Annotated in this window: 28 protein-coding genes and 1 tRNA gene; 23 read left to right on the top strand and 6 right to left on the bottom strand. The window is 51.0% G+C overall.

Annotated elements, in window-relative coordinates; translation table 11 throughout:
- Positions 1–72 precede the first annotated feature (72 nt).
- Positions 73–570 (top strand): DUF3016 domain-containing protein, encoded by a 498-nt coding sequence (locus tag EYB30_RS11505; RefSeq protein ID WP_241698014.1) that lies wholly within the window; start codon positions 73–75, stop codon positions 568–570.
- 1 nt (position 571) lies between these two features.
- Here the strand turns inward: EYB30_RS11505 and EYB30_RS11500 are convergent, their stop codons facing one another.
- The gene (locus EYB30_RS11500) at positions 572–829 is read right to left on the bottom strand and encodes a hypothetical protein (protein ID WP_166839049.1); all 258 of its coding nucleotides are present in this window, start codon (positions 827–829) and stop codon (positions 572–574) included.
- A gap of 82 nt (positions 830–911) precedes the next feature.
- Positions 912–1,220, bottom strand: coding sequence for a primosomal replication protein PriC (priC, locus tag EYB30_RS11495; protein WP_166839048.1), 309 nt, complete (start codon positions 1,218–1,220; stop codon positions 912–914).
- Between the two features lie 181 nt (positions 1,221–1,401).
- On the opposite strand from priC, the gene EYB30_RS11490 reads away from it, so the two are divergent.
- Complete coding sequence (locus tag EYB30_RS11490) at positions 1,402–1,812, top strand: MerC domain-containing protein (RefSeq protein WP_241698013.1); 411 nt, start codon at positions 1,402–1,404, stop codon at positions 1,810–1,812.
- A 44-nt stretch (positions 1,813–1,856) separates the two neighbouring features.
- On the opposite strand, the gene EYB30_RS11485 is transcribed toward EYB30_RS11490, so the two are convergent.
- From EYB30_RS11485 to rsgA, 3 genes are all read right to left on the bottom strand, one after another.
- A complete protein-coding gene (locus tag EYB30_RS11485) occupies positions 1,857–2,558 on the bottom strand; it encodes a glycerophosphodiester phosphodiesterase (RefSeq protein WP_166839047.1) in 702 nt (233 codons plus the stop codon).
- A 153-nt stretch (positions 2,559–2,711) separates the two neighbouring features.
- A complete protein-coding gene (gene asd / locus EYB30_RS11480) occupies positions 2,712–3,569 on the bottom strand; it encodes an archaetidylserine decarboxylase (protein WP_166839046.1) in 858 nt (285 codons plus the stop codon).
- A gap of 33 nt (positions 3,570–3,602) precedes the next feature.
- Positions 3,603–4,637, bottom strand: coding sequence for a small ribosomal subunit biogenesis GTPase RsgA (gene rsgA / locus EYB30_RS11475; protein ID WP_166839045.1), 1,035 nt, complete (start codon positions 4,635–4,637; stop codon positions 3,603–3,605).
- A 112-nt stretch (positions 4,638–4,749) separates the two neighbouring features.
- Here rsgA and orn point away from each other — a divergent pair, with 112 nt between their 5' ends.
- The 3 genes from orn (at position 4,750) to EYB30_RS18810 (ending at position 5,739) form a co-directional block, all read left to right on the top strand.
- Positions 4,750–5,298 (top strand): oligoribonuclease, encoded by a 549-nt coding sequence (gene orn, locus EYB30_RS11470; RefSeq protein WP_166839044.1) that lies wholly within the window; start codon positions 4,750–4,752, stop codon positions 5,296–5,298.
- 69 nt (positions 5,299–5,367) lie between these two features.
- Positions 5,368–5,443: transfer RNA gene (locus tag EYB30_RS11465), tRNA-Gly, on the top strand.
- A gap of 77 nt (positions 5,444–5,520) precedes the next feature.
- Complete coding sequence (locus EYB30_RS18810; RefSeq protein ID WP_166839043.1) at positions 5,521–5,739, top strand: DUF1289 domain-containing protein; 219 nt, start codon at positions 5,521–5,523, stop codon at positions 5,737–5,739.
- Here the strand turns inward: EYB30_RS18810 and queG are convergent.
- Positions 5,708–6,841, bottom strand: a complete 1,134-nt coding sequence (gene queG / locus EYB30_RS11455) for a tRNA epoxyqueuosine(34) reductase QueG (protein ID WP_206674625.1) — start codon at positions 6,839–6,841, stop codon at positions 5,708–5,710. The two genes, EYB30_RS18810 and queG, sit on opposite strands and share 32 nt — an antisense overlap.
- Positions 6,842–7,026: 185 nt before the next feature.
- Here queG and tsaE point away from each other — a divergent pair, with 185 nt between their 5' ends.
- From tsaE to rplI, 18 genes are all read left to right on the top strand, one after another.
- Positions 7,027–7,488 carry a tRNA (adenosine(37)-N6)-threonylcarbamoyltransferase complex ATPase subunit type 1 TsaE gene (gene tsaE, locus EYB30_RS11450; RefSeq protein ID WP_166839042.1) on the top strand — a complete coding sequence of 154 codons (462 nt, stop codon included), beginning with the start codon at positions 7,027–7,029 and terminating at the stop codon, positions 7,486–7,488.
- On the top strand, positions 7,478–8,779 hold the full coding sequence (locus EYB30_RS11445; protein ID WP_166839041.1) for an N-acetylmuramoyl-L-alanine amidase: 1,302 nt from the start codon (positions 7,478–7,480) through the stop codon (positions 8,777–8,779). The genes tsaE and EYB30_RS11445 overlap by 11 nt, the downstream gene beginning before the upstream one ends.
- Position 8,780: 1 nt before the next feature.
- Positions 8,781–10,532, top strand: coding sequence for a DNA mismatch repair endonuclease MutL (gene mutL, locus EYB30_RS11440; protein ID WP_166839040.1), 1,752 nt, complete (start codon positions 8,781–8,783; stop codon positions 10,530–10,532).
- The gene (gene miaA, locus EYB30_RS11435; protein ID WP_166839039.1) at positions 10,532–11,458 is read left to right on the top strand and encodes a tRNA (adenosine(37)-N6)-dimethylallyltransferase MiaA; all 927 of its coding nucleotides are present in this window, start codon (positions 10,532–10,534) and stop codon (positions 11,456–11,458) included. Before mutL ends, miaA begins: the two co-directional genes overlap by 1 nt.
- A 90-nt stretch (positions 11,459–11,548) precedes the next feature.
- Positions 11,549–11,806: an RNA chaperone Hfq gene (hfq, locus tag EYB30_RS11430; RefSeq protein WP_166839038.1), complete on the top strand. Its 258-nt coding sequence runs from the start codon at positions 11,549–11,551 to the stop codon at positions 11,804–11,806.
- A 17-nt stretch (positions 11,807–11,823) separates the two neighbouring features.
- The gene (gene hflX / locus EYB30_RS11425; protein ID WP_166839037.1) at positions 11,824–13,119 is read left to right on the top strand and encodes a ribosome rescue GTPase HflX; all 1,296 of its coding nucleotides are present in this window, start codon (positions 11,824–11,826) and stop codon (positions 13,117–13,119) included.
- 40 nt (positions 13,120–13,159) lie between these two features.
- Positions 13,160–14,311: an FtsH protease activity modulator HflK gene (gene hflK, locus EYB30_RS11420; RefSeq protein WP_166839036.1), complete on the top strand. Its 1,152-nt coding sequence runs from the start codon at positions 13,160–13,162 to the stop codon at positions 14,309–14,311.
- Between the two features lie 3 nt (positions 14,312–14,314).
- A complete protein-coding gene (gene hflC / locus EYB30_RS11415; RefSeq protein ID WP_166839035.1) occupies positions 14,315–15,196 on the top strand; it encodes a protease modulator HflC in 882 nt (293 codons plus the stop codon).
- Positions 15,197–15,261: 65 nt separating this feature from the next.
- Complete coding sequence (locus EYB30_RS11410; RefSeq protein WP_166839034.1) at positions 15,262–16,422, top strand: aminotransferase class V-fold PLP-dependent enzyme; 1,161 nt, start codon at positions 15,262–15,264, stop codon at positions 16,420–16,422.
- 133 nt (positions 16,423–16,555) lie between these two features.
- Positions 16,556–17,854, top strand: coding sequence for an adenylosuccinate synthase (locus EYB30_RS11405; protein ID WP_166839033.1), 1,299 nt, complete (start codon positions 16,556–16,558; stop codon positions 17,852–17,854).
- Between the two features lie 95 nt (positions 17,855–17,949).
- Positions 17,950–19,275, top strand: coding sequence for a S41 family peptidase (locus tag EYB30_RS11400; protein ID WP_166839032.1), 1,326 nt, complete (start codon positions 17,950–17,952; stop codon positions 19,273–19,275).
- 74 nt (positions 19,276–19,349) lie between these two features.
- Positions 19,350–19,970 (top strand): tetratricopeptide repeat protein, encoded by a 621-nt coding sequence (locus EYB30_RS11395; RefSeq protein ID WP_166839031.1) that lies wholly within the window; start codon positions 19,350–19,352, stop codon positions 19,968–19,970.
- A gap of 66 nt (positions 19,971–20,036) precedes the next feature.
- Positions 20,037–22,379, top strand: coding sequence for a ribonuclease R (gene rnr, locus EYB30_RS11390; protein WP_166839030.1), 2,343 nt, complete (start codon positions 20,037–20,039; stop codon positions 22,377–22,379).
- A gap of 179 nt (positions 22,380–22,558) precedes the next feature.
- Entirely contained in the window at positions 22,559–23,290 is a 732-nt protein-coding gene (rlmB, locus tag EYB30_RS11385) for a 23S rRNA (guanosine(2251)-2'-O)-methyltransferase RlmB (RefSeq protein ID WP_166839029.1), read from the top strand.
- Positions 23,291–23,641: 351 nt separating this feature from the next.
- Complete coding sequence (gene rpsF / locus EYB30_RS11380) at positions 23,642–24,019, top strand: 30S ribosomal protein S6 (RefSeq protein ID WP_166839028.1); 378 nt, start codon at positions 23,642–23,644, stop codon at positions 24,017–24,019.
- A gap of 10 nt (positions 24,020–24,029) precedes the next feature.
- Entirely contained in the window at positions 24,030–24,335 is a 306-nt protein-coding gene (gene priB / locus EYB30_RS11375; RefSeq protein WP_166839027.1) for a primosomal replication protein N, read from the top strand.
- Positions 24,336–24,346: 11 nt separating this feature from the next.
- The gene (gene rpsR, locus EYB30_RS11370) at positions 24,347–24,574 is read left to right on the top strand and encodes a 30S ribosomal protein S18 (RefSeq protein WP_008218940.1); all 228 of its coding nucleotides are present in this window, start codon (positions 24,347–24,349) and stop codon (positions 24,572–24,574) included.
- Positions 24,575–24,593: 19 nt separating this feature from the next.
- Positions 24,594–25,046, top strand: coding sequence for a 50S ribosomal protein L9 (gene rplI, locus EYB30_RS11365; protein WP_166839026.1), 453 nt, complete (start codon positions 24,594–24,596; stop codon positions 25,044–25,046).
- Positions 25,047–25,112: the final 66 nt, after the last annotated feature.

Genomic DNA, 25,112 nt, shown 5'->3' with positions numbered 1-25,112 from the left:
AGGTAGCAAAATGGGTTGTGATAAAGCAGGAGACTGGCGATGCGTAAGATAATGCTTTTGTGCGGTATAACTATGTTAACTGCAACCGCAGTGCAGGCTGGGGAAGTGAAAGTTGACTGGCAGCAGCCGGAGAAATTTACCGATATTCGTCCGGCGAATGACAGCCGCAAAGTTTACCGTGAAAGAGTGCTACAAAAATTTGACGGCTTTTTTCAGCAGTTGGCAACCAGCTTACCCGAAGGGTATCAGTGGCAAGTTACGGTCACCGATATCGATTTAGCTGGCGAGGTGGATTATTTTGCTGGCGGCGCCGGCAACGCTTTGCGTGTGGTTAAGGATCTGTACTCGCCGGCGATAAAGTTTAACTATGTGTTACGTGACAAACATGGTGAAGAAGTCGCCAGTGGTGAAGAAAAGCTGCGAGATATGGGCTTTATGCAGTCGTTGCGGTCAAACCATTCGAACGAAGAGTTTCACTACGAGAAGCAAATGTTGGACAGCTGGTTTAACAAAGAACTGTTACCCCAGTTAGAGCAATACAGCGCCAAGCTGCCCAAAGTGAGCCAATGAATTAAAGCAAACTGGCGATTTGACGGTAAATATCCAGTGCTTCCTGCCGACTTAATTGGCCGGCGGTAGCCGCGCGACCGATACTGCTACTAACCCGGACAAAGTCACGTGCCGGATCGGCTTCTTTGGTATTGGGCTCTGCTGCTGTGTTTGTATTTTGTAGCAGCTCGGTTGTTACGTTGTTCGTCGGGCGCAGCAGTTGGCTTGCTGCTGATAGCGCCAGATTGCTATTCGTTGTTGCGCTTGTAATTGCAGCCATAGTCACCTCCACCAACTCTTTTAGACTAGTGTAGTGCCGGTACTGCATTAGATTATTTTCTTACCAGAAAGCTCTGGTTATCTTATTTTGTTATAACAGCGCGAAACTCTGCCAGGGTGGTATGTAGTTGTTTTAGCTGCGCTACAACACGCTGCAGGGTGGCAGTATTAAACTGCTGACTCTGGCGCATCGCAGCCACTTGCTCAGCTGTCTCTGCTAAGTACGGCATAAAGCGGTTGCTGTTGGCCTGAAATAGCGCGTTATCTGCAAAAATGCGTTGATGCTTGCCATGACCTTGTTGTTGCAGGTTATCAAGCAGGGCGTCAGCGTCTAATGCTTTGCGGTACAGCTCTTTTAAATTGTCATCAAGTTGATTAAGTAAAGTATCCATTGCACGACTACTCAGAAAAAAGTGCTGCTATTATGCCATAAGCCGCGGTAAACGTCAGCGCGCCCGGGCAAGCCTCAGCCGCGTAAGGCGCTTTGCTCTTGTCAGTGTTGGCCGTTATTTTTTGTCCCGAGCATTCCCTTGTGAAATGTTTTGTTATATTATCTCGTTCCTTGTGGTTTTTGTGCTCAGAGACAATAACGTGTTAGCTATCGTCAGAAACGTGTTTGATAAAGTCGGTATTACAGTGACGTCGCTTTGCGCCATTCACTGCATTATGCTGCCAATTATTTTGCCTGTGCTGCCGTTAATGGGCTTAAGTGTTGCACATAACCATGCCTTTGAGCGCGTTATGCTTTTAGTGACCATAGTACTGGGTTTTATTGCGTTGTTTATCGGCTTTCACCGTTATCACCGCAAACTCTATCCGTTTTATTCCTTGTTTTTAGGTGTGTTTATTTATTGGCAACGCGATGTTTGGGGCCACGAATATGAACATGCAGTACTCATTGTTGGCGCTTCGTTAGTGGTACTGGCGCATGTGATGAATATGCGGTTGTGTAACAGCTGCAACAGCTGCGAAGATGAGCACTAACTCTGTTTGATCCAGAAAATCCCGCTACGGCGGGATTTTTGCATTTAAGGCTGTGCGTTTAACAGCTGCCGGGCTTTCGCCGGGTAGTTGCTGAAAATACCCTCTACGCCATACTGCTGCATCCGTTTTATATCATCGGCCTGATCTACCGTATAGACGTACACCTTTAAACCGCGCGCTTTGGCGTCATCGACAAAAGCCTGGTTGATAAAGCTGACATCGCAGTGAACCGAATAAGCCTGTAACTGGTGGGCGAAGGCGGCGTAGTCAATAGGCAAGCTGGCGGTTAAAGCGCCCAGTTTTAGCGCTGAGCTCTGTCGGTTCAGTTCTGCCAGCAGATGGTGATTAAACGAGGAGATCAGCAGGCGGTTTACGTCAAACTGCAACTCGCGCTCAGCCCGTTTTAGTAACGATAGTAGCGGTGCGACGGTATTATCGCCTTTAAGCTCGATATTCAGCCACAGCGGTGTTAGTGCCAGTAGTTGCAATACCTGCCATAGCGTAGGAATGCGCTGGCCAGAGCCTGCGTCGAGCTGTTGCAGTTGCGCCAGGCTATGCTGGTAAATGCTACCGCTACCATTGGTGGTGCGCGCCAGGTGATGGTCATGAATAACTATTAATTCGCTGTCAACGGCGAATACGTCTATTTCAATAGCGTCGGCGCCTTGCAAGATGGCCTGTTCCATTGCCAGCAAGGTATTTTCCGGATAATCACCACTGGCACCACGATGGGCGATAATTTGCATAACAGACCTCCATATCTCCGTCCGCTGTCTGCCACTCCGTACATTTCTTCTCTGACACGCCGTGAACCCCTCCCTGGGGGCTCGATTCGGCCATCCTGGCCTGCAACGGTCACCGAAGAAAGTACCTACGCGTCAGCCAGTACCGTTGTAAAATTACTTTAACTCAGCAAAAGGGGCGCCCATACGGGTTACCGTGCCAGGTTGCTGCTCAGCCAGGAACTGCAGTTTATTGGCCGGGAAGGCCAGCACCACGGTAGAACCCAGCTTAAAGCGGCCCATTTCGGCACCTTTTTCCAGTTTAATGGCATTTTTGCCATGTGCCGGGTAAGTCCAGCGGAATACATTTTTACCGGCTGGCGGTGTTACCGTGCCGGCCCAGACTGTTTCAATGCTGGCGACGATAGTGGCACCCACCAGTACCAATGCCATAGGCCCCAGTTCAGTATCAAAGATAGTCACTACGCGCTCGTTACGGGCAAATAGATCTGGTACGTTTTCCGCCGTAAGCGGGTTGACTGAGAACAAATCGCCCGGTACATAAATCATCTGGCGCAGGGTGCCGGTGACTGGCATATGAATGCGGTGATAATCTTTGGGTGCCAGATAAATAGTGGCAAAGTCGCCGCCGATAAAGGGCTCGGCGGTTGCGATGTCACCACCTAATAACGCCTGCAGCGAGTAACTGTGGTTTTTCGCCTGTACCAGCTGGCCTTGTACAATCGGGCCTAACTGGCTGATGCAGCCGTCTACCGGGTGGGCAACAATATGCGCTTCAGTCGCTAAAGGCCGGATACCGTCTTTTAGCGGCCGGGTAAAAAACTCATTGAAACTGGTATAATCTTCGGCGCGTTCAAACTGCGCTTCGCTCATATTGATGCCATAGGCTTTAATAAAGCGGTTAATCAGAAAATGCGTAAACCAGCCCAGTTTGGCGGCGGCCAGCTTACCAACCAGACGAGAGATTAAATGCTTCGGCATCAGGTACTGCAGGGTAATTTTTAAATTATCCATTCTGTTCTCAGTAAAAGTTAATCGTAGTAAAGGTTAAAAATGATTCGGTTTATCCTGCGCCATACTGGCGAGGATTTTCAGATAACTGTCATAGCGTGCCTGGCTTACGTCGCCGGTTTCTACTGCATGCATAATAGCGCAGCCCGGATCGCTGACATGCTTGCAGTCACGGAATTTACAGCGGCCAAGCCAGGGCGTAAATTCAGTAAAACCGCGCGTGACTTCTTCGGCGCTTAAATGCCACAGCGCAAACTCGCGAATACCGGGCGAGTCAATTAAATCACCGCCTTCAGGCAGATGATACAAACGCGAAACAGTAGTAGTATGCTGGCCCAGGCCAGAGTTAGCAGACACTTCCTGCGTTTGCGCTTCAAGCCCCGGCATCAAACTGTTCATTAATGACGATTTACCCACACCCGACTGACCAACAAAGATGCTGGTGCCGCTGTGCAGATAATTCAGCAACTCAGGCATGCCCATACCCGTTTTAGCGCTGACCAGTAAAAAGTCATAGCCAAGTTTACGGTACAAATCCAGTTGTTGCTCAACCGCGTTTAGCTCGCTTTCATTGAGTAAATCGACTTTATTAATCACCAACAGCGGTTTAATGCCGGTCATTTCCGCCGCCACCAGGTAGCGGTCGATAATATTCAGCGACAGTGCCGGCAAAATAGCCGAGACAATAATCATTAAATCGATATTGGCCGCCACCGGCTTTAAACCGTCGTAAAAATCCGGCCGCAGCAGCACCGAGTGGCGCGGCTCTACCGCATCTATAACGCCGTCGATACCGCCGGTCGGCTGCAGCGCACGGCGCCAGACCACTTTATCACCGGTGACCAGCGAAGCCACCGAGCGGCGCATATTGCAGCGAGTCACCAGGCCCTGGCTGTCTTCAATATCAGCATGCTGGCCAAAGCGGCTTAGCACCAGGCCCGTTTCCGGCGCGGCAAAGCTGCTGTCATCCACGCTGTCGACACCTTTGTTTTTCGCTACGCGCAGCCGCTTGCCGGCATTATCGGCAATACGTTGTTGCTGGCGTTGGGTCAGGTGTTTTTTCTTTGGCACGGCTATTGTTATCGCTCTGATGTAAAGGATGCTATTACTGCTAAGCTTAGGGCGTGTATGATACCTGTATTCTGTAAATGAACAAAGCAGCGACGAACCTAAGGGCTTTTTAATGAGTGTAAATGACAATAATTTAATCTGGCTGGATTTGGAAATGACCGGGCTGGAGCCAAAAACCGATGTAATACTGGAGATGGCCACTATCGTCACCGACGATAAGTTAAACATTCTTGCCGAAGGGCCGGTATTTGCCATTAAGCAGCCCGACGACGTGCTGGATAATATGAGCGCCTGGTGCGTTGAGCAACACGGCAAAAGCGGCTTAACCGCGCGCTGCCGCGCCAGTACTACCAGTCTGGCCGATGCCGAGCAGCAAACTATCGCCTTTTTAAGTCAGTATGTATCGAAAGGCAAATCGCCAATGTGTGGCAATAGCATTGGTCAGGACCGGCGATTTTTAGCCGAATACGCCCCCACGCTGGAAGCCTTTTTCCATTACCGTAATTTAGACGTCAGCACGGTAAAAGAACTGGCCCGGCGCTGGCATCCGGAAGTGCTGAAAAAAGTACAAAAAGCCGGCAGTCATTTGGCATTGGATGATATTCGGGAGTCGATTGCTGAATTAGTAACCTATCGCACGCATTTTTTCAGATTACCGTAAAAAAACACTTGCAACGGCCGACTGATTTTGTAAAATGCGCGCCATCACGACGTAACAACGTCAGATAACGCGAGTATAGCTCAGCTGGTAGAGCGCGACCTTGCCAAGGTCGAGGTCACGAGTTCGAACCTCGTTACTCGCTCCAAATTCGACAGAAACCGCACTTGGGAAACCAGTGCGGTTTTTTGTTGTCTGCGATATAGTCTCCTCAGTGAACACGACATGGCATTAACGATGGCAGACTCACCCTGTGTACGAAACTGTTGCCTGGATCAGCAGGATATTTGCCTTGGCTGCGGCCGCAGTGTCGAGGAAATTATTGAATGGCATAGCGCCAATTTACTCAGGCGGACGCAGATTTTGCAGTTAGCGCAGGCCAGGATAGCGCAGCGTAGCAGCGGCGTAAGCCCTAAGCGTCACGTGGTAAACCCTTCTGAATAATTCGCACCAGTCGTTCGGTGCTGCGCGGTAGCAGTGATTCGACCTGCCAGCGTTTGCGCTTTTGTTGTGCTAACGCCCACTGAATATGCTCCGCTACCAGCTCGCTGGCGCTGCCAAGTTTTGCTTCAAGCGCTTGTGTAATCTCAGGCTGATACGGCGCGTTGCCAAGGGCGACAGCAATATTACGTTGCCAGCGCTCAAAGCCAATGCGGCGAATGGCGCTGCCTTCGGTGTAGCTTAAAAACTCATGCTGCTGCCAAGCAAATAAACTGAGTAAGCTTTGGCTTTGCCACTGCTGACGGCGCTGAAAATCACTTTCGATACTGAGCGGGGCATCACGGTTTTCCGGGCACACCAGTTGGCAGTCGTCACAGCCATAAATACGGTTGCCAAGTAAAGGGCGCAGTTCTTCCGGTATCGCGCCTTTAAGTTCAATGGTCAGGTACGAAATACAGCGGCGGGCATCGACCACATAAGGCTCAACAATAGCACCGGTCGGACAGCTGGTTATACAGGCCACGCAGCTGCCGCAATCGCCGCTGTGCGGCGTGTCGACGGGCAGTGGCAGATTGACCAGCAGTTCGCCTAAAAAAAACCAGGAACCGGCTTCGTGATTCAGCAATAAGCTGTGTTTACCCACCCAGCCCAGGCCGGCTTGCTGCGCCAAAGGCCGCTCCAGTATCGGTGCCGAATCGGTAAAGGGCCGGTAGCCCAGCTCGCTGACGTGCTGATTAATGCGCTCACCTAGCTGCTTTAGCCGATTACGGATCAGTTTGTGATAGTCACGCCCCAGCGCATAGCGGCTGATATAAGCCTGGGTCGGGTCGGCCAGGTTAGTGGCAAAGCCAGCGCCTTTGGGCAGATAATTCATCCGTACACTAAGGACCCGTAAGGTGCCGGGCACTAACTCGGCCGGACGGGCGCGCAACATGCCATGACTGGCCATATAATCCATCTCGCCGTGATAACCGGCATCCAGCCATTTCTGTAGCTGACGCTCAGCCTCAGGCAGGCTGACGCCGGTAATGCCCAGTTGGTCAAAGCCCAGCTGTTTGGCCCATTGCTTTATTTGTTGCGCCAGTGCCTGATAGTCAATACTCATGTTAGCCGTCTGTGTTGAGGGACGGGCTAATTTAGCATATAGCGCACAATTACGCCTAGCGGCCAGGGAACCCGGCGGCGAAAAGTGGGTCTGACAGCGCAAGCTGGTTTTACTGGCTCAGGGCGTGGCTAATTTGTTAACATAGCTGCGTTTTTAGCGTAACGAGAGTAGTCACCTTGGCCAAGATGCAATTTACATTAGCTGATGAACAGGCAACACTGACCCTGGCGGGTAAAATTGGCCGTCTGGTTGGCGGCGGCCAGACGATGTTTTTGCACGGTGAGCTGGGCGCCGGTAAAACTACCTTTAGCCGTGGCGTGCTAATGGCGCTGGGGCATCAGGGCAAGGTAAAAAGCCCGACCTACACTCTGGTTGAGCCCTATCAGCTGGGCACGCTGAGCGTTTACCATTTTGACCTTTACCGGCTGCGTGATGCCGAAGAGCTGGAGTTTATGGGCATTCGCGATTACTTCCGTGCCGATAGCCTGTGTTTGATTGAATGGCCAGAGCAGGGCATGGGTTATTTACCTGTTGCCGATCTCGACATACACTTAAACTTTGAACAGCAGCACCGGCTGGCCAGTATCAGCGCTAACACTGTGGCCGGTGCCTCTATACTAAAAGCTCTGACAGACGATGAAAAATAATTACTACAAGATCAAAGGCTGTTTCCTGTTGCTGCTGGGCGCGTTGAGTTTCGTTGCCCAGGCCAGTAACGAAGTTCAAAGTGTCAGGGTCTGGCCATCGCCGGATAACACCCGGGTGGTGTTCGATTTAACGGCCGCACCTGAACACAAATATTTTACGCTGGATAAACCTGACCGTCTGGTGATTGATCTGAATGGTATAAAACCAGGCAGTAGCTTGCCTGCGGTGAGTGGTGATACCGGTTTAATTAAAACCATCCGCAGCAGCAGTGATAAAAATAGCATGCGCATCGTGCTGGATTTAGCCCATGCCAGTAAAGCGACGGTGTTCGCCTTACCGCCAACGCCGCCTTACGGCCATCGCTTAGTGGTGGATTTGCCCGAGCCTCAGCCGATAAATATGCCGCCACCGGCGATACGGGCTGCACGCGACATCATTATTGCAATTGATGCTGGCCATGGCGGCGAGGACCCGGGCTCAATTGGCCCCAGCGGTTTTTATGAGAAAAATATTACCCTGCCGATAGCACGTCAGCTTGCGCGGTTAATTGATAGCCAGCCGGGCATGAAAGCCATGATGGTCCGCACCAAAGATTATTATTTGCACGTTAACCGGCGCACCGAAATTGCCCGCGGCCAGCAGGCAGACTTATTAGTGTCTATTCATGCTGATGCCTTTACCTCGCCGCAGCCACGGGGGGCGTCCGTTTGGGTGCTGTCACTGCGTCGTGCTACTACTGAAGTCGGCCGTATGCTTGAGCAAACCGAGCGCCACTCAGAACTGCTTGGAGGTGTCGCTGAAATTATCAAAGATTCGGCGAATGAGCGTTATCTGGCGCAGACAGTGCTGGATTTGTCGATGAATCATTCAATGGTCACTGCGTATCAGGTAGCCAACGAAGTCCTTGGCGAGCTGGGCAAGGTTGCGCACCTGCACAAAAAGGAACCGCAGGCGGCCAGTTTAGGGGTGCTAAAAGCGCCGGATATTCCGTCTATTTTAGTTGAGGTGGGTTTTATCTCTAACCCGCAGGAAGAAAAACTGCTTAAATCGCCGTCGCATCAATCCCAGCTGGCACGGTCGCTATTTGCCGCCCTAAAGCGACATTTTGAAAAATCGCCGCCGGCTGATTCGTTATTTGCCCAGCAACGCGCCCGTGAGCACCGCGTGAGTGCCGGTGAGTCGTTATCTTTGCTGGCACAGCGCTACAATGTCTCGATCGATGATTTGCGCAGTGCCAATCAGTTATCGTCCGACAGCATCCGCGTTGGCCAAACGCTGCGGATCCCCTGATATGCCTATTCAGATCTTACCGCCGCAACTGGCCAATCAGATTGCGGCCGGTGAAGTGGTGGAGCGACCGGCCTCTGTCGTCAAAGAGCTGGTGGAAAACAGCCTGGATGCCGGTGCCAGCCATATCGACATTGATATTGAAAAAGGCGGCAGCAAACTTATCCGGGTGCGTGATAATGGCAGCGGCATTGCCGAGCAAGAGCTGGTGCTGGCACTTAGCCGGCATGCAACCAGTAAAATCGCTGATTTAACGGATCTGGAAGCGATCTGTAGTCTGGGCTTTCGCGGCGAAGCGCTGGCCAGTATCAGCTCGGTATCCCGGCTAACATTAACATCGCGCACAGCAGCACAGGATGCAGCCTGGCAAGCCAATGCTGAAGGCCGTGACATGCAGGTGACGGTAAAACCGGCGGCGCATCCGGTAGGTACCAGTATTGAGGTGCTGGACTTGTTTTTTAACACCCCGGCGCGCCGCAAATTTTTGCGTACCGATAAAACCGAATTTGGCCACATTGATGAGCTGGTAAAACGCCTGGCGCTGAGCCGGTACGATGTTAGCTGGCAGCTTAACCATAATGGCCAGAGTGTGCGGCGGTTAAAGGCGGCGGACACAGAGCAACAGCGTCAGAAACGGGTAGCGGCCTTATGTGGCCGGGCTTTTGCCGACCAGGCGGCGTTTATTGAAAATCAGTACGGCGATGTCAAAATCTGGGGCTGGCTGTTACAGCCGCAGGCTTGTACCGCACAAAATAACTGCCAGTACAGTTATGTCAATGGCCGGATGATGCGCGATAAGCTGCTGAACCATGCTATCCGCCAGGCTTATGGCGATAGCCTATCTGCCGAGCAGCAGCCAGCGTTTGTATTGTACTTGCAGCTGGACCCGCGTCAGGTTGATGTGAATGTGCATCCGGCCAAACATGAAGTGCGTTTTCATCAGGCCCGATTGATACACGATTTTGTGGTATCGGCGTTATCCGATGCCTTAATGCAGCTGAATGACCTGCCGCTTAGTCCGGTATCGCCAGCACAAACGCTAACAACGACATTCAGTGGCGTGCAGCAGCCAGCTAGTCCCGGCTATGGCGCGGCGGCCGGCAGAGGGTATCAGAGCCGACAGCATTCGGCGGCGGCCGTAACACGGGAATTGGCCTATTGGCAGCACAGCGCTGCTGCACCAAAGGCGCTTAGCCCAGCGGAGCCAGCGGTAATACCCGCTGCGGATGACGCAGTAAAGACCGCCCAGCCTGCTGTTGACGATAACGCCGCGGGCAGCTTGATTGCCGCGAATCGTTATCTGCTGCAACAGCAGGCTGACAATATCGTGCTGATAGATCTGGTGCCGACACTGGCGGCTTACTTTATTGCCTGCCCACAGCGCGCGCAACCTTTGCTGTTACCACAAAGAATACATGTTACCGCGGCACAGCTGCGGCAATTGACCACACAGGCCGAGGTGTTTAATCACGCCGGTTTTGACTTGTTATTAACCGATCAGACGGTGATAGTGCGCTCAGTACCGGCCTGGCTTAAGCAAACTGCCATCAGCCACTGGTTGCCATTATGGCTGCAGCAATGCCCAACGGGTGACAACCTGATACAGAGTTTATTGTCTATGCTACTTAAAGCTAATGGGGTCAGCGCGGCAGCGTTGTTAAACTGCGCCACTGAGATACTGCGTATGCCGCAGTTCTGGGTCTGCGCTCCGCTGCAACTGGACGCAACCCTGAGCTTACTGCCGGAGTCAGCGTAATGACAGCGCCGTCAGCGGTTATTTTCTTAATGGGGCCAACAGCGTCGGGTAAAACCGCACTGGCAACCGAACTATATCAGCACTTGCCGTCAGAGCTTATCAGTGTGGACAGCGCCCTAGTTTATCGTGGTATGGATATTGGTACGGCAAAACCGACGCCAGCAGAACTGGCACTGACACCGCATCATCTGATTGATATCCGCGACCCGGCAGAACACTATTCTGCGGCAGACTTTCGCACAGATGCGCTCAGATTAATTGCTGAAATTCAACATCGTGGTAACATTCCAATCCTGGTTGGTGGTACTATGCTGTACTTTAAAGCCCTGTTGGACGGTATTTCGCCGTTGCCAGAAGCCGATGCTGCTGTTCGCGCTCAGTTAGAGGCTGAAGCGGCTGTTAAGGGTTGGGCAGCACTGCATGCTGAACTGTCTGACATTGACCCTGTATCTGCGGCGCGTATTCACCCGAATGATCCGCAGCGGATTAACCGGGCATTGGAAGTGTATCGTATTACAGGCCGCAGTTTAACAGCGCTAACGGCAGATAAAGGGGAACCTTTTGCGTTTCCAGTACACCAATTTGCCATAGCGCCGCAAGATCGCGCTGTGCTGCACCAGCGTATAGCACTGCGGTTCGAACAAATGCTGGCAGCAGGGTTTGAACAAGAAGTGCGCAGCTTAAAGCAGCGGGCAGATCTTCACCCGGATTTGCCATCTATGCGCTGTGTTGGTTACCGGCAGATGTGGCAGTACCTTGCGGGTGAGTGCAGTTACAGCGACATGACAGAGCGCGGTATAGCGGCAACCCGGCAACTGGCAAAACGCCAGCTCACCTGGTTACGTGGCTGGCAGCAATTAAGCTGGCTGGAAAGTGACGCGCCGCTGTCAGAAAACTTGCAAGCAATTTTATCTTCGCTAAGCTAAACAAGATGGATAAAAAAGACGTTTTAACAACTTGAAATAAAAAAAATAATACCAATATAAGTCGGACTAATAAAAAAAGGAAAGCGGCACATGGCAAAGGGCCAATCTTTACAAGACCCATTTTTAAACACCTTGAGACGGGAACGTATTCCGGTATCAATTTATTTGGTGAATGGTATTAAACTTCAGGGTCAAATCGAATCTTTCGATCAATTCGTAATTCTGCTGAAGAATACTGTGAGTCAGATGGTATATAAACATGCCATTTCGACCGTGGTGCCGGCGCGGGCTGTTAACACCATGATTAGCCACAGCAATGGCCAGAGTGACGAAGACGACACGGAGTAATAACAGAGGTTATTCGCTTGTCTGATATTAGCGTGGTGCCGGAACAAGCGATCCTTGTCCATGTCAATTTTTCGCAACAGCATACCAGCGAAGATTTAAGCGAGCTTAAATTGCTGGTAGCCTCGGCTGGCGTGAATGGCATGCAGGTGGTGACAACCAGCCGCAGTGCGCCGGATTCGAAGTTTTTTGTCGGTTCCGGCAAAGCGCAGGATATTGCCGATCTGGTTGCACAAACCCAGGCCAGCGTGGTGATATTTAATCACGCCTTAAGCCCGGCGCAAACCCGGAATCTGGAACGTTTGTGCTTAGCAAGGGTTATTGACCGCACCACCCTTATTCTGGATATTTTTGCGCAGCGCGCCCGTACGTTCGAAGGTAAGTTGCAGGTTGAGCTGGCACAGTTGAAACACTTAGCCTCCAGGCTGGTGCGCGGCTGGGATAGCCTGGATCGGCAAAAAGGCGGTATTGGCTTACGTGGCCCGGGTGAAACCCAGTTGGAAACCGACCGGCGCTTATTACGTGAACGGGTAAAAGCACTGCAGGCGCGGTTGACGAAGCTGGAAAAGCAACGAGAACAAGGCCGGCGTGCACGTCAGCGGGCAGAGGTGCCGGTGGTGTCGGTGGTCGGTTATACCAACGCCGGTAAATCGACGTTATTTAACCGTCTGACCAAAGCCGATGTTTATGCGGCTGATCAGCTCTTTGCCACGCTGGATCCTACGCTGCGAAAAATTCATCTCAAAGGTGTTGGTGAGATTATTCTGGCTGACACTGTCGGTTTTATCCGCCATTTACCGCATGACTTAGTCGCCGCATTTAAATCCACGTTGCAGGAAACCCGCGATGCCGATTTACAACTGCACGTGGTTGATGTGGCTGACCCACGCAAAGACGACAATATGCAGCAGGTGGCGCTGGTGCTGGCCGAAATTGGGGCCGACCAACTGCCGCAGCTGGTGGTGTTTAATAAAATTGACCTGCTGGAGCAAAATCCGCGTATTGAATATAACGAATATGCCCAGCCTGTCGCGGTTTATGTTTCTGCCGCCAGTGGTGCTGGTCTGGATTTGCTGGCGCAGGCAATAACCCAGTTGCTGTCTGAGCGGTATATTGATGTAGCGCTGTCATTGCCGCCACAACAGGCCGTTTGGCGGGCACGGTTTCATCAGCAGCATTGTATTGCCGAAGAACATTTTGACGCCGAGGGTAATTGCCAGCTGCAGCTGCGGTTGAGTGAAGCCGTGTGGCAACGCTGCGTAAAACAATCGAAGGGGCTGCTGGAAAACTATATCGTCAGCGCCCAGCTTATTTGATACATTAACCCTTATTTTGCAACTTAGAACGGAGTAGAGCATGGCTTGGAATGAGCCCGGCAACAACGGCAAAAATAACGACCCCTGGAAACAGGGCGGACGTGATCAGGGGCCTCCTGATTTAGACGAAGTGTTCCGCAACTTTGGTAAAAAGTTCGGTGGCATCTTCGGCGGCGGTAAGTCCTCCGGTGGCAGCAGCAACGGCGGCGCTTCAGCGGCGTTAGTGCTGGTGTTAATCGTGGCAGCTTTGGTGTGGGCGTTCAGTGGCTTTTACACCATTAAAGAGTCTGAGCGGGGTGTGGTGTTACGCTTTGGTCAGTACAACAGCGAAGTGGGCCCGGGTATTCACTGGAAGCCGACCTTTATTGACACTGTGCTGCCGGTAGATGTGACCAGTGTACGCACCTTGCGCAGTGATGGCTTTATGCTGACGCAGGATCAGAACCTGGTGCGGGTGACCTTTGAGATCCAATACCGGGTATTTAACGCCCGTCTGTATAAGTTTTCAGTGGTTGATGCCGACAGCAGCCTGCATCAGGCAACCGATGCGGCACTGCGTTATGTTATCGGCCATTCTATTATGGATGACGTGTTAACCCGTGGCCGTGAAGTGGTGCGGCAAAATACCCGGCAAGAGCTGGAAGGTATTATTGAACCCTACAAAATGGGTATCGCGCTGGTTGATGTTAACTTCCGCGACGCCCGGCCACCGGAAGAAGTGCGTGATGCGTTTGATGATGCCATTAAAGCACAGGAAGATCAGGAGCGCTTTATTCAGGAAGCTCAGGCTTATGCCCGGGAAATTGAACCGCGTGCCCGTGGTCAGGTTAATCGCGTAATGCAGGAAGCCGAAGCCTATAAGCAACAAATTGTATTAAAAGCGCAAGGTGAAGTCGCCCGCTTTGAAAAACTGTTACCAGAGTACCTGGCGGCACCGAAAGTAACACGCGACCGTATGTATCTGGAAACAATGGAGCAGGTGTACAGCAATACGTCAAAAGTGATGGTAGATGTGAAAAACGGCAACAACATTATGTATTTACCGCTGGATAAAATGCTGAATCAAGGTTCTGGTGCCACTGCGCCAAGCAGCGCTGTGCCTTTTACACCAAGTCGCAGCAACACTGACAGCAACAGCTCAAACCGTACTGACAGTTCGCGCAGTACCTCAACGCGCAGCGGCAGGGGGTAACTTATGAAGAATTTCACTATCGCTATTATTGTTGTCGTCGCGTTTATCTTCCTGTCAGCTTTGTTTGTGGTGCCTGAAGGACAACGCGGTATCGTGATCCAGTTTGGTAAAATTCAGCGTGATGCCCAGCAGAACGTTGTGGTTTATCAGCCGGGGCTGCATTTTAAATTACCGTTTATTGAAACTGTGCGTAAGTTAGATGCCCGGGTGCAAACCCTTGATGATGCGCAGGACCGCTTTGTTACGGCAGAGAAAAAAGACTTGTTGGTAGACAGTTATGTGAAATGGCGCATCAATGATTTTGGCGCTTATTTCCTGGCTACCGGCGGTAATACCGCCCAGGCTGAAGTGCTGTTAAAACAGTATATCAATAACGGTTTACGTACTGAGTTTGGTGCCCGAACTATCCAGGAAATCGTCTCTGGTGAGCGTACCCAGCTGATGCAAAGTGCACTGCAGCAAGCCGGTGAAGCGTCAAAAGAGTTGGGTATAGAGGTAGTTGATGTGCGGGTGAAGCAGATTAACTTACCGCAGGAAGTCAGTAGCTCTATCTTCGCCCGGATGGAAGCCGAACGGCATGCCGTTGCCCGTGAGCATCGCTCTAAAGGGATGGAAGAAGCCGAAATTATCCGCGCCGATGTTGATGCCCGGGTCACGGTAATGTTGGCCGATGCTGAACGTAACTCACGCAGCGTGCGTGGTGAAGGTGATGCGATGGCTGCTAATATCTATGCCGAGGTATACAACAAGAATGCTGAGTTTTACTCATTCATTCGTAGCCTGGAAGCATACAAAAACAGCTTTAAGAACAAAGATGACGTCTTAGTTATCCAACCGGATAATGACTTCTTTAAATATATGAAGTCAGATAAGGTGCAAAATTAAACATTGCACGTGATAAAAAGGCCCGTCAGGGCCTTTTTTGTCTGCAGTGAACAGATGGGGGAGCTATGTACCAACAGTTTTATCAAAGGTTTCTGACAGCCAATAAGGGTAAACAACACTTTGCCTGCCACTCTCATCATTATTGGCCGGATGTCAGCCGGGACGCGATGCTGGAGTATTGGGACGATAGCGCGCGGTTGGTGGATGATAAATGGCGTTATATCTTTGCTGAAAAGGTGCCGCAAACCCAGCAATTAATTGCTGACATTTTGCATTTGCCGCAGCCTGAGCAAATTGTCTTTGCGCCGAATACGCATGAGCTGGTGATGCGGCTGTTAAGCTGCTTTGACTTGCGCCAGCCGCTGAAAATTTTAACCACCGACAGTGAGTTTCACAGCTTTAGCCGCCAGGTTAAGCGGCTGGCAGAATACGACAATGTGCAGCTGGATATTATTCCAACCGAGCCCTTTGCCAGCTTTGAACAGCGTTTTAGCCAGGCGGCATCGCAGCAGCAGTATCAGTTGATTTTTTGCAGCCAGGTGTTTTTTAACTCCGGCTTTGCCATCAGCGATCTGACTGCTTTTGTCAGCCGTCTTAGCGCGGTGTCGGAAGCGATGATCGTTATCGATGGTTATCATGGCTTTATGGCGTTGCCAACAGATTTATCGGCAATAGCTGAGCGGGTGTTCTATCTGGCCGGCAGTTATAAATACGCCGGTGGCGGTGAAGGCTGCTGCTTTATGGCGGTACCGCTGGGTAGCCTGGAGCGGCCGTTATATACCGGCTGGTTTGCTGAATTTGGCACTCTGGCGGCCGAAAAATCTGCGACGGTGCTGTACAGCGAAGATGGTTATCGTTTTGCCGGTGCGACCATGGATTTTTCTGCCTTATACCGGCTCAACGCTGTGCTCAGGCTGTTTAAGCAGCAAGGTATTAGTGTTGGCCGCATACATCAGTATGTACAGCAGTTACAGCAGGTGTTTTTACACAAGCTTGACGCACTGCAGCATCCGCGGCTGAATAGCGCAAGCTTACTGGCACAGGATCTGAACCAGCATGGCCATTTTCTGACATTCCGCTGCGGTACGCCGGCTGAGGTGGCTGAGCTGGCAGCGCAGCTTAAACGCGCCGGCATTGAAACCGACTATCGCGGCGACCGGCTGCGCTTTGGTTTTGCGTTATATCACAACAGTGCAGACTATGATTTATCTTGCCTGGCAGGTTGATTAGCTAAGTTATTGATCCTACTTGATAGATTAAGCCGCTTTGAAAAAAGCGGCTTTTTTTCATCCAGACGGCTGAAACTTGGTTGGCGATTTGGTAGAATCCACGCCTAATTTTTTCCATGATGTAGGAACCATGGCCAAAAACGTCGTAGTGCTCGGCACCCAATGGGGTGACGAAGGTAAAGGTAAAATCGTCGATTTATTAACAGATAAAGCCAGTTATGTGGTGCGTTATCAGGGCGGCCATAATGCCGGCCATACGCTGGTAATCGACGGTGAAAAAACCGTGTTGCATTTAATTCCATCAGGTATTTTGCGCGCCAACGTAAAATGCGTGATTGGTAATGGTGTAGTGCTATCACCAGAAGCGTTCTTAAAGGAAATGACCATGCTGGAACAGCGTGGCGTACCGGTAAAAGAGCGTTTGCTGCTGTCAGAAGCTTGCCCGCTGATCCTGCCGTTTCATGTTGAGCTGGATAAGGCACGTGAGCTGGCGCGTGGTGATAAACCTATCGGTACGACGGGCCGTGGCATTGGCCCGGCTTACGAAGACAAAGTAGCACGCCGTGGCTTACGTGTTGGTGACTTGTTTAATCCTGAGTTATTCGCTGAAAAGCTGAAAACGGTGATGGAGTTACACAACTTCACCCTGACACAATACTACAAGGTGCCGGCGGTCGATTTCCAAACGACACTGGACAATGCGCTGGCAATCGCCGAGATCTTAAAACCGTTAGTGGTAGATGTCACCGATTTGCTTGACCGTGCCCGTAAAGCTGGCCAGGAAATCATGTTTGAAGGCGCCCAGGGCACGCTGCTGGACATCGATCACGGTACCTATCCGTACGTAACCTCGTCTAACACCACTGCCGGTGGTGTAGCGACCGGTGCCGGTTTTGGCCCACGTTACCTCGACTATGTGTTAGGTATTGTTAAAGCCTATACCACCCGGGTTGGCTCAGGCCCATTTCCAACTGAACTTGATTGCGCAGTCGGCGAGCATTTAGGCGTTAAAGGCCATGAATTTGGTGCCACCACCGGCCGTAAACGCCGTTGTGGTTGGTTTGACGCTGTAGCGGTTAAGCGTGCAGTGCAACTAAACAGCATCTCAGGATTCTGTTTGACCAAGCTGGATGTTTTAGATGGCCTGGACAGTGTGAAAATTTGTACTGGTTATAAAGATGCGGCCGGCAATATTACTGATGTACCACCACTGGCGGCGGAAGGCTACGAGCTGGTAACACCGGTATACGAAGAAATGCCGGGCTGGCAGGATAGCACCTTTGGTGTGCAATCGCTGGAGCAGTTGCCACAGGCAGCGCGGGATTATATCGCCCGTTTAGAGCAGTTAACCGGTGTGCCCATTGATATCGTTTCAACCGGGCCAGATCGGGTACAAACCATAGTGCTGCGCCATCCGTTTGCAGGTTAGCATCCGGCTGTTTATCTGTTGCGTATAAAAAATGCTGCCTAAGGGCAGCATTTTTGTTTTATGCTGCTTAAATAGTAGATTAAGGAGCCGGTGCTATGCGTTTGTTATTAACTTGTACTTTGTTGCTGGGATTGACCGCTTGTGGCGGTGGTGGCAACAGTAGTAGTAGTGATGACGATACCGCAACGACGGATTTGTGCCAGCGTACTGATGTAAATTCACAGGTGTTCTGTGCATTGCAGCGAGACTATTTGTGGTACCGCGATTTGCCAGCCAGTATCAACCCGGATAGTTACAATTCACCTTCAGCCTTGTTACAGGCAGTCGCTGCGCCACAAGATCGGTACAGTTTTATTCTGACCCGACAGGAATACGAAGATCGTTTTATCAATGCCACTTTCTTTGGCTATGGCTTCTCCAGTAGTCGGGTTGATAATAACAGCGCCTTGCAAATAGCTTATGTGTATAACGAGGGTTCCGCTGCGCTAAATGGCTTGCGCCGTGGCGACAAAATAATTGAAATTGAGGGGGTTAGCGTTGCTGAGTGGCTAAGCCGGCTTGATGCTGGTACTGCCACTAATGATGATGTTTACGGCCCGAATGAAGCCGGTGTTATGCGCAACTTTGTCTGGCAAAAGCCAGATGGCAGCGAGCTGTCGGCTGACTTTGTTAAAAGTGAAGTAACGACTAACACAGTGCTGCACCGTTCAGTCAGCAATGTCGACGGCAAGCTGGTTGGTTACCTGGTGTTTAATACCTTTATTGAACTGTCGGAATCTGAGCTGGAAACAGCCTTTGCTGACTTTGCCGCACAAGGTGTTGATGAGTTGGTACTCGATTTACGCTATAACGGTGGCGGCCTTATCCGGGTGGCAAATCAGTTAGCAACGCAAATTGCTGAAGACGTTGTTCAAGGCGAAGTATTTGTTAAGTATCAGTACAACGATAAAAACACTGCAAAAAACACCACTACCTTGTTTGCCTTGGGCGCCGGGCGTAGCGCGCTAAACCTGCCGCGGGTATTTGTGCTGACGACTGAAGCCAGCTGTTCATCCAGCGAACTGGTGATTAATTCATTAGCACCTTTTGTTGACGTAGTGCAAATTGGCGCTACCACCTGTGGTAAGCCTGTGGGGCAGCAGCCGGATATTATTGGTAACTTTGTGTTGTTTGCGATTAATTTTCAGACTGTTAATGCATTAGACCAGGGCGATTATTTTAATGGCTTGCAGCCAAACTGCCCGGTAACAGCCGCTATTGCGGGTGACTGGGGCGTCGCGACGGACCCGCTGTATGCTGAAGCGCTGCATTATATCAACAACAACAGCTGTAGCGATGTGGCAGTCAGTGCGGCGTCTATTGAACGAAAAGTGACCAGGCCACAACTGGCAGCCCCCTGGATGTTAAACAATGAACAATAAAAGGCTTGAAATTTGCTTTAAAAAACGCAGTTCAGGCCGATAAAGGCTGTGATGACAATTTTCAGGCGCAGGTTATGAAGAAAATGCTGAGTTTAACACTGGCACTGTTACTGTCGGTGGCACCCGTTGCGTTGGCGCAGGAGCTCGAAGCGATACAGCTGTACAGTCAGGATGAGTTACTGGCGTTAATTCAAACTAACAGCCACCTTAAACGGGTGCGCGCTGATGACTGTCAGTTAGTACGCGATATCGAAGCCCGGGCCGATATTATGCAGCTGCCGGCGTATCAATTTTTATATGGCGATATGCTGGCTTACGCGGTCTGTGTGCCGCGTAATGTTGAACGTGGCTGGGATTTAATGCTGCAGTCTGCCGCGCAAGGGCTACCTGAAGGCTTAGAGCAGGTAGGCCGTTATTACCACATTGGCCGCTTTGTGCAGCCGGATCTGGATAAAGCCATTGTTTATTTGCGTGAAGCCTCGGCACTGGGTAATTTAAACGCTCAGCTGCGCCTGGCGCAGATACTGGTAGATGGTTATGGTAGCCCGGTAGACTTTGAACAAAGCTATCGCTGGCTACACCATGCGGTAACAGCTGATGCCGCCAAACACAAACAAATACAACAGCTATTGGCTCAGCTGGCGCAGAAGATGCCGGCTAAAGTGGTGGCGAATGCGAAAAGGCCGGTAAAATGAAGTTCATACGCATTTGCCGGTATAACTGTTACACTTAACACAATTTAGGAAACAAAAGATAACTTAATGACGGTAAATGATCCGCATCTTGCGCGTGAGCAGGAAAAATACGACAACCCCATCCCCAGCCGTGAATTTATTCTCGAGCATATCGAAAAACGCCAAAGCCCCGCTTATTTTGATGAATTAGTACAAGAGCTGGGCTTAGTCGATGACGACGCCATCTTTGCGCTGAAAAAACGCTTGCGCGCCATGGAGCGTGACGGCCAGCTTATTTACACCAAAAACCGCCGCTATGGCCTGGTCGATAATATGGATCTGGTTAAAGGCACGGTACTAGGCCACCGTGAAGGCTTTGGCTTTTTAAAGCTGGAGCATGGCGGGCCAGACTGGTTTATTCCCAATTTTGAAATGCAGCGTTTGTTGCATGGCGATATCGTGCTGGCGACAGCGCAAAGTGTAAACAGTAAAGATAAAACTGAAGCCCGGGTGGTACGTGTATTAGAGCCGCGCAGCGACCCTATTGTCGGGCGCTACTATAAAGATTTTGCCTTAGGCGTAGTGGTACCGGATGACCCGCGTATAACCCAGGATATTGTTATTCCGGATGGTGAGCAGGGCGCAGCCCGTCACGGTCAGGTGGTGCTGGTAGAGGTAACGCAGCGGCCATCAAAACGGGTCAATGCGGTAGGTAAAGTCACCGAAGTGCTGGGCGAACATATGGCGCCGGGCATGGAAATTGAAATCGCCATTCGCAACCATCAGATTCCGCATGTATTTTCGGATGCGGTATTAAAGCAGGTGGCGCAATACGGCGAGGAAGTGCCGGAAGCGGCTAAACAAGGCCGGGTAGATTTAACGCAATTGGGTTTAATTACCATTGATGGCGAAGACGCCCGCGACTTTGACGATGCGGTATATGCTGAAGCCAAAGATAATGGCGGTTGGCGCTTGTGGGTGGCTATTGCTGATGTTAGTAGCTATGTCTTGCCATACACGGTGCTGGACAACACGGCAATCGAGCGCGGCAACTCGGTGTATTTTCCCGATCATGTGGTGCCGATGTTGCCAGAGGCATTATCTAACGGCCTGTGCTCATTAAACCCGCACGTTGACCGGCTGTGTTTAGTCGCCGATATGCATATCAGTGCCAGTGGTAAGCTCGATAGCTATCAGTTTTATGAAGCGGTAATGCATTCCAGTGCGCGCTTAACCTATAACAAGGTGCATAAGATACTGCAGGGCGACCCCGAGCTGCGTCAGCAATACGCGGCCAACCTAACCAATATTGAAACCCTGAACAGCCTGTATAAAAAGCTGGCGAAGGTGCGCGGTCAACGCGGTGCAATAGAATTTGAAACGGTAGAAACGCGGTTTATTTTTAACAGCCACCGTAAAATTGAACAGATAGTGCCGGTACACCGGGTAGAGTCACATAAGATCATCGAAGAGTGCATGATCATGGCCAATGTGGCGGCAGCCCGTTTTATTGAAAAGCACGAAGCCCATACGCTGTTTCGTGTGCATGAACGGCCAGACGCTGATCGTTTTGATAATTTCCGCCGCTTTTTAGCTGAGCTGGGTATCGAGGCTGATTTACCCTCAGAGCCAACACCGCTGGAACTGACCGACCTGTTGAATCGCATCGGTGAGCGGCCGGATCGTGAGCTGATTGAAACCACTATGTTGCGCTCGATGAAGCAAGCGGTATATCAGGGTGATAACCAGGGCCACTTTGGCTTGGCATTGGAGGCGTATGCTCACTTTACCTCGCCGATTCGCCGCTATCCGGACTTAGTACTGCACCGCGGTATTAAAGCCATACTGGCCAAGCAAGGCCAGAAAGTCACCGGTGCCCGTGAATATACTGAAGCGGAAATTACGCCGTTGGGCGAGCAATGCTCGATGACTGAACGCCGCGCTGATGATGCCACCCGCGAAGTGGCGGACTGGCTAAAATGCGAGTATATGCAGGATCACCTGGGCTCTGAGTTTGATGGTGTAGTGTCCACGGTAACCAGCTTTGGCTTATTTGTGCGTTTAACCGAGCTGTATATCGAAGGCCTGGTGCATGTTACCTCATTGCAAAACGACTATTACCACTTTGATGCCGAGCGTCATGTATTAACCGGCGAGCACAGTAAAGTGAGCTACCGCATGGGTGATTTACTCAAAGTGAAGGTGGCGGCAGTTAACTTAGAAGCGCGTAAAATTGATTTAGTGCTGGTGGGTGAGCCAAAACGCTTTGTTAATAAAGCCGATATTAAAGCGTCTAAGCAAGCGGCTGCAGAGAAAGGCGCCAAGCGCGGTTCGGCCAAGGGTGGCAAAGCGCCTGCCAAAGCAGAAGCTAAACCGAAAGGCGCGCGTAATATTACCGCGCGCAAAAAGTCACGGCGTAAGGCAAAATAGTTGTAATAAGCCACTCGCGAAACGGAATACTCACGCTGACACGCCGTGAATATGTCCCTATAGGCTCGATTAAGGCATCCATGCCTTCAACGGTCAGCTTACAGTATTCCGATTCGCTAATAATCTAAACTAATGTAAACTGCCGGCCAATTTTCTGACTGGTAAAACAAGGGCTAACAATGAACGCAGATCTGGTTTTTGGTATTCACGCGGTAGAAGCGTTTTTACAGCGTGCGCCGCAAGATGTGCTTGAGCTGTTCGTGATGAAAGATCGCGATGACAAACGTATGCAGCCGATCATTCAGTTAGCCCGCCAAAATGGCGTATCGGTACAGTTTTGTAACCGTAAAACCCTCGATGATATGGTAGGTGGCCAGCATCAGGGCGTCGTCGCGAAAGCCCGCTTACAAAGCTCAGGCAATGAGGCTGATTTAGCCGCTATTGTGGCAGCAAACGATAAGCCCTTTATTTTGATCCTCGACGGCGTCACCGACCCACATAACCTGGGGGCTATTTTACGCAGCGCCGATGCGGCCGGTGTGCATGCCGTTGTCGCGCCAAAAGACCGCTCGGTAAAACTAACCTCAGTGGTACGCAAAGTAGCCTGTGGTGCAGCTGAAAGCGTGCCTTTTATTACCATTACCAACCTAGCCCGCACCATGCGTGAACTGCAGGATGCCGGTGTCTGGATAGTCGGCACCGCCGGTGAAACGGACACCTTAGTGTACGATGCCGATTTAAAAGGCCCGCTGGCGCTGGTATTGGGCGCTGAGGGCGAAGGCCTGCGCCGCTTAACCCGCGAAACCTGCGACAGCCTGGTAAAAATTCCGATGTTTGGTGCTGTCTCCAGCCTTAATGTATCGGTCGCTGCCGGCATTTGCTTGTTCGAAGCGGTGCGCCAGCGCCAGTAAACTTCACACCCGATTGCTTTTGGCCTTGCTGTTTTCTGGCCGGTAAAAGTGAGTGCTGTGCTCGCCACAACGGCACTTCGGGCAATCCTGCCCTCAGTGAGGCGGCTCAGCAAAGCTTGCCAAATTCGTTCCTGACGAATTTGTCCGCCGCCTTCGCTAACGCGAAATGGGTTTGTGGCTGCGCCAGCACTCACTTTTACCTGCTTAATCTGCTAATCATGTAGCTTTCTGCTTGTTATTTATCCGCTAACTCCGTAAAATACGCGACCTTCGGCCATACACTAACGTTCCTTGCCTCCATGAGAACCCCGGCCGAGTTCCCCCGAGGCTTACTAACCGTAAGGAGCTACAATGCGTCATTACGAAATCGTTTTTATGGTTCACCCTGATCAGAGTGAACAGGTACCTGGCATGATCGAGCGTTACACTGGCGCGATCAAAGAAGCGGGTGGTGCTATTCACCGTCTGGAAGACTGGGGCCGCCGTCAACTGGCTTACCCAATCCAGAAGTTGCACAAAGCACACTATGTTCTGATGAACGTAGAAGCACCACAAACTGTGATTGATGAGCTGGAAACTAACTTCCGCTACAACGACGCCGTTTTACGTAACCTGATTATGCGCACTGACAGTGCCGTAGTTGAGCCATCACCAATGGCTAAAGTACGTGAAGAACGTCGTGAACGTGCTCCTCGCGAAAATGAAGAGCAAGTAGCAAACGAAGAGTAAGTTGTTGTTAATGGACAATTGCACCGTACTGGTTGGCAGTATCTGCCGTCAGCCAGAGCACAGCGAAAGTCCGGCGGGCATACCGCATACGGTTCTGGTGTTAGAACACCGAAGTTTACAGACAGAAGCTGGTTTAAATCGCCAGGCTTATGTCAGGATCCAGGTAGTACTGACCGGGGCCGCACTAACACAACATACCCGACAGTTAACGTTGGGCAACATGGTAAAGGTGACCGGTTTTTTAAACCGCCACCAAAGCCGCAGCGGACAAGCTAAGCTGGTGCTGCATGCGCAACACATTGAACAAATAAGTTAGGAGACAGGCAAATGTCACGTTTTTTCCGTCGCCGTAAATTCTGCCGTTTTTCTGCAGAAGGCACTGTAGAGATTGATTACAAAGATACCGCTGTTCTGAAAAACTACGTTACAGAAAGCGGCAAGATCGTACCTAGCCGTATTACTGGTACCAGCGCTAAGTATCAGCGCCAACTGGCTCGCGCTATCAAACGCGCTCGCTACCTGGCTCTGCTGCCGTACAGCGACTCACACAGTTAATACAGAAGGGGTATAAGCAATGCAAATTATTCTGTTAGACAAAGTCGCTAACCTGGGTGGTTTAGGTGACAATGTAGCTGTTAAGTCTGGCTATGCCCGTAACTTCTTATTCCCACAGGGTAAAGCAGTTCCGGCTACTAAGGCTAACATCGAGAAATTCGAAGCCCGTCGCGCTGAATTAGAAGCTAAATTAGCCTCTGACTTAGCTGCTGCAAACGACCGTGCTGCTAAACTTGCTGCGCTGGGTGAAGTGACTATCGCTTCTAAAGCCGGTGACGAAGGCAAACTGTTCGGTTCAGTGGGTACCCGTGATATCGCGGACGCTATCACTGAAGCTGGCGTTAAAGTATCTAAAGCAGAAGTTAAACTGCCAAATGGTACTTTACGTGAAACTGGCGAGTTCGATATCGACGTTCAGTTACACGCTGAAGTTACTGCAACGGTAAAAGTTGTTGTAATCGCAGAAGCTTAATTGCTTGAAAGGCGCACTGCGTTGGCAGTGCGCTTTTTCTTTTCTACCGCCCCCGCTGTTATCTAC

The organism is Rheinheimera pleomorphica (genome assembly GCF_011634895.1).
In the GTDB taxonomy this organism is placed as follows: Bacteria; Pseudomonadota; Gammaproteobacteria; order Enterobacterales; family Alteromonadaceae; genus Alishewanella; species Alishewanella pleomorphica.
The sequence above is the reverse complement of the archived record's forward strand: the minus strand, read 5'-3'. Positions and strand labels throughout refer to the sequence as shown.

Excerpts from the sequence above, each read along its gene's own strand:
- EYB30_RS11400 (WP_166839032.1), top strand. The coding sequence starts at position 17,950 with ATGCGTTTGTTATTAACTTGTACTTTGTTGCTGGGATTGACCGCTTGT.
- rplI (WP_166839026.1), top strand. The coding sequence starts at position 24,594 with ATGCAAATTATTCTGTTAGACAAAGTCGCTAACCTGGGTGGTTTAGGT.
- EYB30_RS18810 (WP_166839043.1), top strand. The coding sequence starts at position 5,521 with ATGGCATTAACGATGGCAGACTCACCCTGTGTACGAAACTGTTGCCTG.
- orn (WP_166839044.1), top strand. The coding sequence starts at position 4,750 with ATGAGTGTAAATGACAATAATTTAATCTGGCTGGATTTGGAAATGACC.
- tsaE (WP_166839042.1), top strand. The coding sequence starts at position 7,027 with ATGCAATTTACATTAGCTGATGAACAGGCAACACTGACCCTGGCGGGT.
- queG (WP_206674625.1), bottom strand. The coding sequence starts at position 6,841 with ATGAGTATTGACTATCAGGCACTGGCGCAACAAATAAAGCAATGGGCC.
- EYB30_RS11505 (WP_241698014.1), top strand. The coding sequence starts at position 73 with ATGTTAACTGCAACCGCAGTGCAGGCTGGGGAAGTGAAAGTTGACTGG.
- EYB30_RS11485 (WP_166839047.1), bottom strand. The coding sequence starts at position 2,558 with ATGCAAATTATCGCCCATCGTGGTGCCAGTGGTGATTATCCGGAAAAT.
- miaA (WP_166839039.1), top strand. The coding sequence starts at position 10,532 with ATGACAGCGCCGTCAGCGGTTATTTTCTTAATGGGGCCAACAGCGTCG.
- priB (WP_166839027.1), top strand. The coding sequence starts at position 24,030 with ATGGACAATTGCACCGTACTGGTTGGCAGTATCTGCCGTCAGCCAGAG.
- hflK (WP_166839036.1), top strand. The coding sequence starts at position 13,160 with ATGGCTTGGAATGAGCCCGGCAACAACGGCAAAAATAACGACCCCTGG.
- hflC (WP_166839035.1), top strand. The coding sequence starts at position 14,315 with ATGAAGAATTTCACTATCGCTATTATTGTTGTCGTCGCGTTTATCTTC.
- mutL (WP_166839040.1), top strand. The coding sequence starts at position 8,781 with ATGCCTATTCAGATCTTACCGCCGCAACTGGCCAATCAGATTGCGGCC.
- rnr (WP_166839030.1), top strand. The coding sequence starts at position 20,037 with ATGACGGTAAATGATCCGCATCTTGCGCGTGAGCAGGAAAAATACGAC.
- EYB30_RS11410 (WP_166839034.1), top strand. The coding sequence starts at position 15,262 with ATGTACCAACAGTTTTATCAAAGGTTTCTGACAGCCAATAAGGGTAAA.
- priC (WP_166839048.1), bottom strand. The coding sequence starts at position 1,220 with ATGGATACTTTACTTAATCAACTTGATGACAATTTAAAAGAGCTGTAC.
- hfq (WP_166839038.1), top strand. The coding sequence starts at position 11,549 with ATGGCAAAGGGCCAATCTTTACAAGACCCATTTTTAAACACCTTGAGA.
- rpsF (WP_166839028.1), top strand. The coding sequence starts at position 23,642 with ATGCGTCATTACGAAATCGTTTTTATGGTTCACCCTGATCAGAGTGAA.
- EYB30_RS11405 (WP_166839033.1), top strand. The coding sequence starts at position 16,556 with ATGGCCAAAAACGTCGTAGTGCTCGGCACCCAATGGGGTGACGAAGGT.
- asd (WP_166839046.1), bottom strand. The coding sequence starts at position 3,569 with ATGGATAATTTAAAAATTACCCTGCAGTACCTGATGCCGAAGCATTTA.
- EYB30_RS11500 (WP_166839049.1), bottom strand. The coding sequence starts at position 829 with ATGGCTGCAATTACAAGCGCAACAACGAATAGCAATCTGGCGCTATCA.
- rlmB (WP_166839029.1), top strand. The coding sequence starts at position 22,559 with ATGAACGCAGATCTGGTTTTTGGTATTCACGCGGTAGAAGCGTTTTTA.
- rpsR (WP_008218940.1), top strand. The coding sequence starts at position 24,347 with ATGTCACGTTTTTTCCGTCGCCGTAAATTCTGCCGTTTTTCTGCAGAA.
- EYB30_RS11395 (WP_166839031.1), top strand. The coding sequence starts at position 19,350 with ATGAAGAAAATGCTGAGTTTAACACTGGCACTGTTACTGTCGGTGGCA.
- EYB30_RS11445 (WP_166839041.1), top strand. The coding sequence starts at position 7,478 with ATGAAAAATAATTACTACAAGATCAAAGGCTGTTTCCTGTTGCTGCTG.